Below are 12,214 nucleotides of genomic sequence, written 5' to 3'. Positions count from 1 at the left end.
GAAAAGTTTTTTCTTGGTAAATGGATCAACTGTCGGTAATTTAGCGATGATCCTGTCAGTTTGTGAGAAGGATGATGTTATCCTTGTTCAACGAAATTGCCATAAGTCTGTATTAAATGCTATTAAGTTAGCTAAGGCCAGACCCGTTTTTTTAGAACCTGAATATAATTCAGAATGGAAAACATCAACTGGTGTTGCAGAAAAAATTGTGGAAAAAGCCATTTCCCTCTATCCAAATGCGAAAGCGGTTGTTTTAACCTATCCAAATTATTATGGTATGGTATATGATTTAAAAAGTATCATTGACCTTGCACATCTTAAAAACATACCTGTATTAGTAGATGAGGCACATGGTCCTCATTTTATTATTGGTGAGCCCTTTCCGGCACCCGCAATTCAATTAGGGGCAGATATGGTTGTGCACTCAGCACATAAAACATTGCCGGCCATGACTATGGGTTCTTATTTACATATAAACAGTGAACGAGTCAACCTCGATAAGGTGAAGGACTACCTGCAAATGCTTCAGTCTAGCAGCCCATCATACGTTATCATGGCTTCACTGGATATAGCCAGAAACTATTTAGCAACGTATCATCGAAACGATTTAGAATACCTAAAACAAGAAATATTGGATTTTAAAAAAGAGCTTTCAGCGATCCAAAGCATTAAGGTACTAGAGTATCCTAACCCACCCGGGGATCCATTAAAAATAACCATACAGTCAAGGTCTAAGTTAAGTGGATTTGAACTCCAGAAAAGATTTGAAGAGCTAGGAATCTATACCGAATTAGCAGATCCACTTAATGTCCTATTTATCCTTCCCTTATTGAAGGAAAACCAGGACTATCCATTAGTAAGAGCAGGTAGAAAAATAAAAGCGCTGCTAGAGGAAATACCTTATCATCCAATTGAGAATGAAACTTTAGTTAGTACAGGAAAGATATCTGAGTTAGCAATTTCCCATGACAAGTTGTCTAATATGGGGAAACAGCTAATACCCATTTCGGAAGCAGCGGGGCAGGTATGTGCAGAGACGATTATTCCATACCCGCCGGGAATTCCTCTTCTGTTAATGGGGGAGTTCATTACGGAGGAAAAGGTGAAGCAGCTAACGCAGCTAATCAATACCGGAGCGAGATTTCAAGGAGGTTCCTTCCTAGACTTAAATCAAATTAACATAGTAAGAACAAGTTATTAAATTGAATAAATGAATGGAGAAGTTTATATGAGTTACTTTATTACCCTTGAAGGTGTCGAGGGATCTGGCAAATCGACAATCATTAATTTCATAAAAGAGTCGTTAGAGACTAGTGGAAAAAAGGTAGTTGTAACAAGAGAGCCAGGAGGAATTGATATAGCAGAGCAAATACGTTCCGTTATTCTAGATAAAAACAATACTAAAATGGAGGGGAGAACAGAAGCCCTCCTCTATGCTGCAGCAAGAAGGCAGCATTTAGTGGAAAAGGTGATCCCGTCTCTTAATGAAGGCAAAATTGTTTTATGTGATCGGTTTGTAGATAGCAGCCTAGCCTATCAGGGATTTGCTAGAGGGTTAGGTATTAGTGAGGTCTTTTCCATTAATAAATTTGCAATTGGTGACCTAATGCCGGATTTAACTCTTTACTTGGATTTAGACCCTAAGATAGGGTTAAGTCGAATTGCCAAAAATAAAGAAAGAGAAATAAATAGATTAGATTTAGAAGAAATAAATTTCCATCTTAGCGTTCGGGAAGGCTATGAAGAAGTAATGAAGATGTTTCCAGAAAGAATGATTAGAATCGACGCCAATCAGGAAGTGGAAGAAGTAATGGCTGATATTAATGAAGTATTGGCAGCGAGACTTAAATAGCACCTTAAAAAAGCTGGCTTCAACTATGAAGCCAGCTTTTAATCTGCCTATTTATCTCCGTAAGGGTCAATCGTTTGAATGGTTCCATCACTGTTATATTTTAGTTCCGTGTACTTCACAGAACGCTTATGGTTCACACCATCTGATAACTCGCAATCGTGATAGAACAGGTACCATTTATCATTAAACTCAACAATTGAATGATGTGTGGTCCAGCCAATAACAGGGGTAAGAATCGTACCTTTAAACACAAATGGACCTTGTGGGTTATCACTTACCGCATAAACAATTTTATGGGTTGTACCAGTTGAATAAGATAGATAGTAAAGACCATTGTATTTGTGAACCCATGGACCTTCAAAATATCTTCTTTCTTCGTCACTTGCAAGAATCGGGCTGCCATCTTCGTCAACAATGGAAATTTCTTTTGGCTCACTTTTGAAAGTAAGCATGTCATCGCTTAGTTCAGCTACTCTTGGTCCTAATGCAGGCGCATCTGGTGCGGGGCCTTCTGCGTCAGGAACAAATGTACCAGTCTGCCACTTTTCCAACTGACCTCCCCAAAGGCCGCCGAAATAAACATAGGCTTTTGAATCTTCATCCACCAGTACAGCTGGGTCAATGCTGAAGCTGCCTGGTATGTAGTTTTCCTCTGGAGTAAAAGGACCTGAAGGATTAGGGCTTGTTGCGACACCAATTCTGAATATGCCATCTTTATCCCTTGCTGGGAAGAATAAATAATATGTGTTATTTTTGTAAGCTGCATCAGGTGCCCACATTTGTTTAGAAGCCCATGGAACATCTTTTACATGAAGCGCTTCCCCGTGGTCAACAACAGGTGAGGTAACATCATCCATAGATAGGACATGGTAATCTTCCATTTTATATTGGTCGCCATTATCATTAGAAGGTTCATCGTGATCTAGGTCATGAGATGGATAAATATAAAGCTTTCCTTCAAACACATGTGCGGAAGGATCTGCGGTGTAAATGTGTGTAACTAAAGGCTCATTTGGTTTTGAGTTTTTCTCCATAATATCTCCCCATCGAATAATATAGTGATTTACAAATTTATTATAACTGATGTTAATGGACTTTGTATATCCGAACAACTAACTTTTTTTCCCCCTCTTAAAAAAGAGGGGAAACTCGCATGGGTAAGATTATAAAACTCTGGATTCTTCTTTTATGAAATTTTCAACCACAAAAGCAGAAACACCTAATACGGTCGAATACTTTCCAAGTCCGGAAAAATCCAGCTTCATTTCATGTTGATGATGGGTGAGTGTGTGATTTTTAATGGTATTTCGAATTGGCTCCTCTATCCATTCTTTTGTTAAAGCTAATCGATTACCCACGATTACCTGATCAGGGTTAAAGGTATTGATAATGTTATTGATACCATATCCAAGATAACCACCGATTTTTCGGAATAGATTCTTGACGGCCTCATCACCATTTTCTGCTTGGTGTATTAAAGATTCAAGTGTATCTGTGTTTTCACCAGCCATCTCCAGCAGGGCATGTTCAGAAGCATATGCTTCCCAACAGCCTCGGCTGCCACAACTGCATGGTTTTCCGTCAATATCGATAATCATGTGTCCCATTTCACCTGAGAATCCATTTTTGCCCTGATATAAATCTTTATTTAAAATAATTCCTACACCGATACCAATCCCAGCACTAATATAAATAATGTTTTGATAGTCTTGGCCAGCACCAAACTGTTGTTCACCAAAGGCCCCGGCATTTGCCTCATTCTCAATAATCACAGGAACTTGGAATATCTTTTCGAGATCCACTTTTAACTGTATATTTGTCCAGCCTAAGTTTGGAGCAAGAAGGACAGAGCCCTCTTTGTTCACAATTCCAGGAACACCGACTCCTATACCTATAACTCCATACCTGCTGCTAGGCATTTCATCGATAACCGACTGGACCATGTTCTGAACAGTGCTTAAAATCGTTGGATAGGGAGTTCGATTAACCAGTTGATTTTTTTCTATTAAAATATTGCCTTTTAAATCGGTCAGTACACATAATACATAGTTTACCCCGATATCAATTCCAATTGCATATCCTGCCACTTTATTAAAGTGAAGGATAACGGGCCGTCGCCCGCCACTTGATTCACCTGGTCCTGATTCAAAAATAAGTTCTTCTTCTAATAATTCATTTACAAGAGAAGAAACAGTTGCCTTATGTAAACCAGATACCTGAGCAATGTCCGCCCTTGAAATCGGCTCCTTTTCCATAATTAATTGTAATACCAGTGCTTTATTATTTTTTTTAACTATTTGTTGATTCCATGTCATGGTTACCACTTATAAAAACTCCTTATTTGGTAGTATCTTAATAGTAGCATAAACTTTGTTTATTGAATATACAATGATACAGACCGGTGTTATTATGGGCTTATTATTGCCTTTTATAAGGGAAGGCAATCACTTTTAACAAAAGCTAATTTGAGTCTTATAAAAATTTTTATAAAATCTTAGTTTATTCAATAGACAAACTAAGATTACCTTGCTATAATCTGATTAAACAAAGGTAACAGATTAAGAGCAAGACAAATCTTGTAAGCATTTACATATCAATCTGTTACCGTAAAATCAAACCAACTACTAGGAGGAATAACCAAATGGCTTATTTCGAAACAGTTAACAAAATTCAATTTGAAGGCGCATCATCTAAAAATCCTTTAGCGTTTAAGTATTATAATCCAGAAGAATTAATAAATGGTAAGACAATGGAAGAAATTCTACGCTTCTCTGTTGCTTACTGGCACACATTTACAGCAGATGGTACAGATCCATTTGGTGTAGGTACAGCTATCCGTCCTTGGGATCACTTAAAAGGATTAGATTTAGCTAAGGCACGTGTGGAAGCAGCATTCGAACTTTTTGAAAAATTAAATGTTCCTTTCTTTGCTTTCCATGATGTTGATATTGCACCAGAAGGAAGCACTTTAAAAGAAACAAATGAAAATCAAGATGTTATTGTAGGTATGATTAAGGAATACATGAAAACTAGTAAAACGAAATTGCTTTGGAACACAGCCAACATGTTCTCTAACCCACGTTATGTTCATGGTGCTGCAACCTCTCCAAATGCAGATGTATTCGCATACTCTGCAGCAAAAGTGAAAAAGGCATTGGAAGTAGCAAAAGAACTTGGTGCCGAAAACTACGTTTTCTGGGGCGGACGTGAAGGTTACGAAACACTTTTAAATACAAACATGAAGCTTGAGCAAGATAACTTAGCACGCTTCTTCCATATGGCAGTAGATTATGCAAAAGAAATCGGCTTAAACGTTCCATTCTTAATCGAGCCAAAACCAAAAGAGCCTACAAAACACCAATATGATTTTGATGTGGCTACTGGTCTAGCATTCTTACAAAAATATGACCTAACAGACTACTTCAAGTTTAATATTGAAGCAAACCACGCTACTTTGGCTGGTCACACATTTGAGCATGAGTTAAGAACAGCTCGTATTAACGGAATGTTAGGATCGGTTGACGCTAACCAAGGTGATACACTACTTGGGTGGGATACAGATGAGTTCCCAACTGATCTTTACACGAACACATTGGCTATGTATGAAATCCTCAAAAATGGTGGTTTAGGAAAAGGCGGATTGAACTTTGACGCGAAAGTAAGAAGAGGTTCATTCGAAGCAGAAGATCTGTTCCACGCACACATCGCTGGTATGGATGCATTTGCAATCGGCCTTAAAGTTGCTAACAAGCTAATCGAAGATAAAGTACTTGATAGCTTTATTGAAGAACGCTACAGCAGCTATACAAAAGGAATTGGCTTAGAGATCGTCGAAGGAAAAACTAACTTCCGTGAGCTTGAAGCTTATGCCCTTGGATTAACAGAAATCAAGAATACATCAGGTAGAACAGAGCGCCTAAAGGCTCTAATCAATCAATATTTACTAGAAACACTTTCAAGTGTAACAGTTTAATCTATACTCAATATAAACATGAAAAAAGTGCTGGCAGCCTATTACTCCAGCACTTTTTTTAGAAAAGGATGATAAGGATGAAGTATGTAATTGGAGTTGACCTTGGAACGAGTGCCGTAAAAATCCTACTTGTGAATCAAAAAGGTGAAGTGTGTAAGGAAGTTTCTAAATCATATCCTTTGATAATTGAAAAATCAGGCTACAGTGAACAAAACCCAGAAGAATGGGTAGAAAAAACAACAGCAGGATTAAAGGAACTATTACAGCAATTCGATGGAGACGTAAACGATATTGAAGGAATCAGCTTCTCCGGACAAATGCACGGCTTAGTTTTATTAGATAAAAACAATCAAGTATTAAGAAACGCGATCTTGTGGAATGACACAAGAACCACAAAACAATGTCAGGAAATTTATGACGTTATGGGCAGGGAGCGTTTATTAGAAGTAACGAAAAATCCAGCGTTAGAAGGCTTTACTTTACCAAAAATTCTTTGGGTAAAAGAAAATGAACCAGAAATTTTTCAACGCGCAAAACTATTCGTACTTCCAAAAGATTATCTTCGTTACCGGCTTACAGGGAATATCCAGATGGAGTATTCCGATGCCGCGGGAACGTTATTGCTAAACGTTGCCGAGCGGGAGTGGAGCGGTGAAGTGTTAGACGCCTTTGGTCTTTCAGCTGATTTGTGTCCAGCTTTAGTAGAATCCCATGCGTTCGTTGGTACGATAACAGCAGAAATTGCGCAAGCAACAGGATTATCAGAAGCTGTTAAGGTATTCGCTGGTGGAGCCGACAATGCTTGTGGCGCAATCGGATCAGGAATATTATCGGAAGGAAAAACATTAGCAAGTATCGGTACCTCTGGTGTTGTTCTTTCTTATGAAAAAAGAAATGACCTCGACTTTGAAGGCAAGGTTCACTACTTTAACCATGGTGAAGAAAATACTTACTATACAATGGGCGTAACTCTAGCTGCTGGCTATAGCTTAAGCTGGTTTAAAGATACATTTGCGAAGGAAGAAAACTTTGAGCAATTTTTATCAGGTGTGGATGAGGTTCCGGCTGGCAGCAATGGATTGTTATTTACGCCGTACATTGTTGGCGAAAGAACTCCACATGCGGACTCAAATATTCGCGGTAGCTTTATTGGAATCGACGCTGCGCATGAGCGTAAACACTTTGCTCGTGCAGTCCTTGAGGGAATAACATTTTCATTAAATGAATCGATTGATATTTTTAGAAGCAGTGGGAAGACCATTGATTCCATCGTCTCAATTGGCGGAGGCGCTAAGAATGACACATGGCTGCAAATGCAGGCGGATATCTTCAATGCAAAAATTGAAAAGCTTACGAGCGAACAAGGCCCTGGAATGGGTGCGGCAATGTTAGCGGCATATGGCTGTGGCTGGTACCCATCACTTAAAGAATGTGCGGAGGAATTTATTCAAACAGCCAAGACCTATTACCCTATTCAAGAAAACGTTGAAGCTTATCAGAAACTATTTACAATCTACAAACAGGTTTATTTACAAACTAAGGAATTAAATGAACAATTAAGAGAGTTTAGAAAATAAGAGGATTCTAATGGAAAAATCCGCAAATAAAAGCACCCCGCCGCTAAGTTTGCTAACCATTACTTGGCCAATCTTTGTGGAACTATTTCTACAAGTAATAATGGGCAGCACAGATACTATTATGCTATCGCATATTTCGGATGATGCTGTCGCAGCTGTGGGTGTGGCAAACCAGCTTATATTTTTATGTATTCTCATCTTCAGTTTTGTTTCTAGTGGGACAGCTGTTGTTCTCTCTCAATACTTAGGTGCAGGTTTAAAAGACGAAACGAAAAAGGTAACAGCGATCTCAATAACCCTCAACCTTGTCATTGGCTTAGTCATTAGTTTATTCATGGTTATTTTTAGAACAGAACTAGTAAGCTTCTTTCACCTGCCGGAGCATATTGCTGAACTAGGGGAACAATATCTGATGATTGTAGGAGGAACAGTATTTCTTCAAGCAGTTCTAATCACTGTTTCTTCCATTCTAAGAGCGAATGGCTACACCAGGGATGCCATGATGATTTCCATCACAATGAATGTTATTCACTTGATTGGAAATGCCATCTTAATCTTTGGCTTGCTGGGATTTCCGGAAATGGGTGTAATTGGTGTATCCATTTCAACTGCCATTAGCAGGGCTATAGCGTTGGCTCTTATTTTAAAGTTACTGTATGATCGAATCCCGATTAACCTTAAATTAAGGGATTATATCACGATTGATGGTATTCAAATTAGAAGGATTCTGAAAATAGGGGTACCAGCAGCCGGGGAACAAATTTGTTTCAACCTCAGCCAGTTAGCTATTACGGCTATCATTGCGATGTTGGGTGCGGCTTCATTAACTACCCGTGTGTATACACAAAATATAGTGTCCTTTATTCTTGTGTTTGGCCTGGCGATGGGACAGGGAACGCAAATTCTAATTGGCTACAAGGCAGGAGCAAGAGATTTTGAAGGGGCCTATCATCAATTACTGAAAAGTCTGTGGTATAGTTTAATTATGACAGTGGCAATTGCAATTGTAGTAGCCATTTTTAGAGAACCACTGTTCAGTTTTTTCACCAAGGATGATGAGATTATTTCTATGGGCAGTACATTGTTATTGCTTTGTCTTATCCTCGAGCCGGGGAGAACCTTTAACTTAGTGGTAATCAATTCCTTGCGTGCAACAGGGGATGCAAACATTTCTCTCATTATGGGCTTTATATCAATGTGGGGAATAAGTGTACCATTAGCCTATTTTTTAGGGATTCACCTTGGATTCGGCTTACCAGGAATCTGGATTGCCTTTATTGTTGACGAATGGTTTAGAGGAATTACCATGTACTTTAGATGGAGAAGTCGGGTTTGGGAGAAAAAAGTTTTGGTTCAAAATCAGGCCACTACCGCTAATTAATCGATTCTTCATACGAATGGAGGGCTGGCATTTGTCAGCTCTCTTAAATGGCTGTGTTAAAGAGAATACTGTTGGTTTAAGAACCTGTTGATTGGAGTGGAAGGCGCTCGATCCTCGAAAATGCTATCGCATTTTCTTCGTGCGGTGATTATTCGAGGGAGTAAATTCAAAGTCCTGCGGGATGAACGAGCTGAGTGAGACCCCGCAGGTCGGAACGACCGAGGAGGCTCACGGGCGAGCCCGCGGAAAGCATAGCGCCTCGGGACAGGCAAAGGACAGCCTGTCCCTGCGGTGATTACTCGAAGAAGCATTCCGTAGTGGAGCGCAAATCAACAGCCCGGTTGACACAGCCTAGATAATCTAAATATTGGGGCATAAGGAGGAGAGGACGAATGAAACTAGACAAGGGCCAAAAACTCTTATTTATCGGTGACTCTGTAACAGATTGTGAACGAGCAAAACCAGAGGGTGAAGGATTATTTGCTGCCCTGGGTAAAGGGTATGTATCTTTTGTTGATGGGCTGCTTCAAGCGGTTTATCCGGAATTAGGAATTCGGGTAGTAAATAAGGGGATTAGCGGCAATACCGTCCGTGATTTGAAAAATAGGTGGCAGGAAGATGTCATCGATCAAAAGCCAGATTGGTTATCCATTATGATTGGTATTAATGATGTATGGCGTCAATATGATACACCTTTCATTAAAGATTGGCATGTTTACATTGAAGAATACGAACAAACGCTTAAAGAACTCGTGTTAGGAGCAAAGCCATATGTGAAAGAAATGGTTCTTATGACTCCATTTTATTTGGAGAGCAATGAACACGATCAAATGCGCAGGTCAATGGACCAGTACGGGAAGATTGTCAAAAAAATAGCGGAAGAAACCAATTGTTTATTTGTGGATACACAGGCAGCATTTAATAGATTATTAAAGGATTTGTACCCTGCAACCATAGCTTGGGATCGTGTTCATCCTTCTACTGCGGGACATATAGTGCTCGCTCGTGCCTTTCTGAATGCAATTGACTTTGATTGGAACCGTGCTTAAGTTAGTTTCTAAATTAAAAAATAGTAGGTAAAGGAGTTGTCGTTATGAATAATCGTGAACTAGGTAATACAGGAATCATGATCAGTGAGGTCAGCTTTGGAACGTGGGCAATAGGCGGTTCATGGGGCCGGACGAGTGATACAGAAGCCTTGAAATCTTTAGAATATGCGATTGACCAGGGTGTTAACTTTTTTGATACTGCCGATGTATATGGTGATGGTCATAGTGAAGAGTTATTGGCCAAAGCCACGAAAGGCAAGGAAGAACAGATACATATAGCAACCAAGTTCTGCCGTCAGGGTGATATTTTTGATCCGAAAAATTACAGTTATGAAAAGGTAAGCGCTTATTGTGAAGACAGCCTGAGCCGTTTAAACAGGGAAGCGATAGATTTGTACCAAATTCATTGTCCGGCAACAGAGATTTTAAGAGAGGGCAGTGTTTTTGACGTACTAGACCGTTTGAAAAAAGAAGGAAAAATCCGTCACTATGGTGTCAGTGTGGAAACCGTCGAAGAGGGACTGATTTGTTTGGAACATCCTAATGTAAAAAGCCTGCAAATCATATTTAATATGTTCCGTCAGAAGCCATTAGAAAACTTAATACCGGAGGCTTATCAAAAAGGCGTCGGCCTGCTTGTTCGTTTACCACTGGCGAGCGGGCTGCTGACTGGTAAATTCACCACTGATCATGAATTTGAAGCTGATGACCATCGCCGCTTTAATGAAAATGGAGAGGCTTTTAATGTAGGGGAAACTTTTGCCGGTCTTGGATTCCGTAAGGGTGTCGAATTAGCTGACGAGTTAAAGTGGATAGCAGAAGGCCGTAAATCAATGGCTAGTGCAGCATTGCGCTGGATTCTCGACCAAAAAGAAATTACTTGTATCATTCCAGGATTTAAAAATGTTAAACAGGTAGAGGATAATCTCGCTGCTCTTGATACGAAGCCATTCTCAGTAGAAGAACAGAAAGAGATTCAACGTTTCTATCAGGAAAAAGTAAGGGATTATGTGAGAGGTCCTTATTAAGGGGTGTACATCATGATTAATGAAATTCCTACATCGCACAGGGTAGTTGCCATTACATTTGATGATGGACCAAATCCGGTTTATACCCCGCAAGTTTTAGAGATTTTCTCTGAAGCAAAAGGAAAAGCAACTTTCTTTATGATCGGTGAACAGATGAGGAATCATCCTGATGTTGTAAAGCAGGTCTGTGACCAGGGACATGAAATTGGAAACCATACTTTCACTCACCCAAAACTATCGGAGTTAAGCAAACAAGATTGTTCGAAGGAAATAGAAGAAACGGAAAAATTAATAGAGGAGATGGCGGGAAGAAAACCTGTTGTCTTTCGTCCACCATACTTAGATTATAATCAGGATACGGTCTCTTTACTACAGGAAATGGGTTATCCCATGATTGGTGCGTTAAATTTAGAGGCACAAGACTGGGAACAGCCCGGAGTGGGGCATATCCTGGGGAAATCAAGAGATGTGGTGAAAAATGGTAGTATTTTAATTTTTCATGATGGCTATGGCGACCGTTCACAAACGATAGAAGCCGTTCGAATGATTGTTTCCGAATTAACATTACAAGGATATCAACTTGTAACTGTCAGCGAATTATTAGCTTTAGCATAAAAAAGAGGAAGCACAACTAAAACGTTTGTGCTTCCTTTTTTAATCGAGCCTCCAGCGGATGTTTAAGCCGCTTCCGCTTTTTGAAGTTTTTTCTCGATTTTTTGAAAGGCAAGATAACAGGATGACATAATAATTCCTGCCGAGAGGCTTCCGCCGAAGAAAAATAACAGTGCTGGTAAAAACCTCATTACAAAGAATAAAGCCACAAACCCCATTAGCATTATTATACTTGAGAGTGGATTCACCATCATGATAAAGAATGCATTTTTAAACAGCTGAATGAATGTAACATTATAGTGAACGTAAACAGGAAATATATACAATATTGTCATAACGATTGCAAAAATGATGACGTATAAAGGAATTTGAATAATCGTATCGAGTTTTATATAGTTCAAATCAATAAAAATTATATAAGCCAATAAAGCTATGAAGATTCCTAATCCATTACCTTTAAGGAACTCTTTTTTATAGGATTTCCAAAAAGTTTGAAATACGGGAATGTCACTATCACCCATGATCCATTTACGTATGATTGTAAACATTGCAATGGTCGCAGGGCTGATTCCAAAGACCACAAGACCAAGAAGTGAGAAGCCAATCCATAATAAATTTACATAGGCAAACCTAGTGATCCATTCGGTAAGAGTATACAGACCGCTCATTGATAGCTTATTCATAATCATTCCCCTTCTTACGGTGCTCCGTTTATACACATTATAGAACAATAGGTACATGT

General features: G+C 39.3%; 11 protein-coding genes (1 of these 11 running past the window's edge). 8 read left to right on the top strand and 3 right to left on the bottom strand.

The window, feature by feature from the left end:
* Together QFZ31_RS20505 and tmk are read left to right on the top strand one after the other, a co-directional pair.
* On the top strand, nt 1-1,201 hold the 3' portion of the coding sequence (locus tag QFZ31_RS20505; protein ID WP_307306344.1) for an aminotransferase class I/II-fold pyridoxal phosphate-dependent enzyme. 242 nt of this gene lie to the left of the window's left edge; 1,201 of the gene's 1,443 nt are visible here — the last part of the coding sequence; its start codon lies off the left edge, out of view; it ends in the stop codon at nt 1,199-1,201.
* Nucleotides 1,202-1,228: 27 nt separating this feature from the next.
* On the top strand, nt 1,229-1,852 hold the full coding sequence (gene tmk / locus QFZ31_RS20500; protein WP_307306342.1) for a dTMP kinase: 624 nt from the start codon (nt 1,229-1,231) through the stop codon (nt 1,850-1,852).
* A gap of 47 nt (nt 1,853-1,899) precedes the next feature.
* Here tmk and QFZ31_RS20495 read toward each other — a convergent pair whose 3' ends face one another.
* Both QFZ31_RS20495 and QFZ31_RS20490 read right to left on the bottom strand, forming a co-directional pair.
* Nucleotides 1,900-2,886 (bottom strand): glycoside hydrolase family 43 protein, encoded by a 987-nt coding sequence (locus QFZ31_RS20495; protein WP_307306339.1) that lies wholly within the window; start codon nt 2,884-2,886, stop codon nt 1,900-1,902.
* Nucleotides 2,887-3,015: 129 nt separating this feature from the next.
* Complete coding sequence (locus QFZ31_RS20490; RefSeq protein WP_307311689.1) at nt 3,016-4,167, bottom strand: ROK family protein; 1,152 nt, start codon at nt 4,165-4,167, stop codon at nt 3,016-3,018.
* 326 nt (nt 4,168-4,493) lie between these two features.
* On the opposite strand from QFZ31_RS20490, the gene xylA reads away from it, so the two are divergent.
* The 6 genes from xylA to QFZ31_RS20460 all read left to right on the top strand — a co-directional run bounded on the left by xylA (nt 4,494) and on the right by QFZ31_RS20460 (nt 11,475).
* On the top strand, nt 4,494-5,825 hold the full coding sequence (xylA, locus tag QFZ31_RS20485) for a xylose isomerase (protein ID WP_307306336.1): 1,332 nt from the start codon (nt 4,494-4,496) through the stop codon (nt 5,823-5,825).
* Nucleotides 5,826-5,902: 77 nt separating this feature from the next.
* Entirely contained in the window at nt 5,903-7,402 is a 1,500-nt protein-coding gene (gene xylB, locus QFZ31_RS20480; RefSeq protein WP_307306332.1) for a xylulokinase, read from the top strand.
* A 10-nt stretch (nt 7,403-7,412) separates the two neighbouring features.
* The gene (locus QFZ31_RS20475) at nt 7,413-8,783 is read left to right on the top strand and encodes an MATE family efflux transporter (RefSeq protein WP_307306329.1); all 1,371 of its coding nucleotides are present in this window, start codon (nt 7,413-7,415) and stop codon (nt 8,781-8,783) included.
* Nucleotides 8,784-9,175: 392 nt separating this feature from the next.
* The gene (locus tag QFZ31_RS20470; RefSeq protein WP_307306325.1) at nt 9,176-9,832 is read left to right on the top strand and encodes an SGNH/GDSL hydrolase family protein; all 657 of its coding nucleotides are present in this window, start codon (nt 9,176-9,178) and stop codon (nt 9,830-9,832) included.
* A gap of 44 nt (nt 9,833-9,876) precedes the next feature.
* Nucleotides 9,877-10,860, top strand: a complete 984-nt coding sequence (locus QFZ31_RS20465) for an aldo/keto reductase (RefSeq protein ID WP_307306322.1) — start codon at nt 9,877-9,879, stop codon at nt 10,858-10,860.
* 12 nt (nt 10,861-10,872) lie between these two features.
* Entirely contained in the window at nt 10,873-11,475 is a 603-nt protein-coding gene (locus tag QFZ31_RS20460; protein WP_307306320.1) for a polysaccharide deacetylase family protein, read from the top strand.
* A 62-nt stretch (nt 11,476-11,537) separates the two neighbouring features.
* Here the strand turns inward: QFZ31_RS20460 and QFZ31_RS20455 are convergent, their stop codons facing one another.
* Nucleotides 11,538-12,155, bottom strand: coding sequence for a YesL family protein (locus QFZ31_RS20455; protein ID WP_307306318.1), 618 nt, complete (start codon nt 12,153-12,155; stop codon nt 11,538-11,540).
* Between the last annotated feature and the right edge of the window lie 59 nt (nt 12,156-12,214).

It is taken from the genome of Neobacillus niacini (assembly GCF_030817595.1).
GTDB lineage: Bacteria > Bacillota > Bacilli > Bacillales > Cytobacillaceae > Neobacillus > Neobacillus niacini_G.
This window is presented reverse-complemented; position numbering and strand designations above follow the sequence as displayed.

Excerpts from the sequence above, each read along its gene's own strand:
- tmk (WP_307306342.1), top strand. The coding sequence starts at position 1,229 with ATGAGTTACTTTATTACCCTTGAAGGTGTCGAGGGATCTGGCAAATCG.
- QFZ31_RS20495 (WP_307306339.1), bottom strand. The coding sequence starts at position 2,886 with ATGGAGAAAAACTCAAAACCAAATGAGCCTTTAGTTACACACATTTAC.
- QFZ31_RS20490 (WP_307311689.1), bottom strand. The coding sequence starts at position 4,167 with ATGACATGGAATCAACAAATAGTTAAAAAAAATAATAAAGCACTGGTA.
- xylA (WP_307306336.1), top strand. The coding sequence starts at position 4,494 with ATGGCTTATTTCGAAACAGTTAACAAAATTCAATTTGAAGGCGCATCA.
- xylB (WP_307306332.1), top strand. The coding sequence starts at position 5,903 with ATGAAGTATGTAATTGGAGTTGACCTTGGAACGAGTGCCGTAAAAATC.
- QFZ31_RS20475 (WP_307306329.1), top strand. The coding sequence starts at position 7,413 with ATGGAAAAATCCGCAAATAAAAGCACCCCGCCGCTAAGTTTGCTAACC.
- QFZ31_RS20470 (WP_307306325.1), top strand. The coding sequence starts at position 9,176 with ATGAAACTAGACAAGGGCCAAAAACTCTTATTTATCGGTGACTCTGTA.
- QFZ31_RS20465 (WP_307306322.1), top strand. The coding sequence starts at position 9,877 with ATGAATAATCGTGAACTAGGTAATACAGGAATCATGATCAGTGAGGTC.
- QFZ31_RS20460 (WP_307306320.1), top strand. The coding sequence starts at position 10,873 with ATGATTAATGAAATTCCTACATCGCACAGGGTAGTTGCCATTACATTT.
- QFZ31_RS20455 (WP_307306318.1), bottom strand. The coding sequence starts at position 12,155 with ATGAATAAGCTATCAATGAGCGGTCTGTATACTCTTACCGAATGGATC.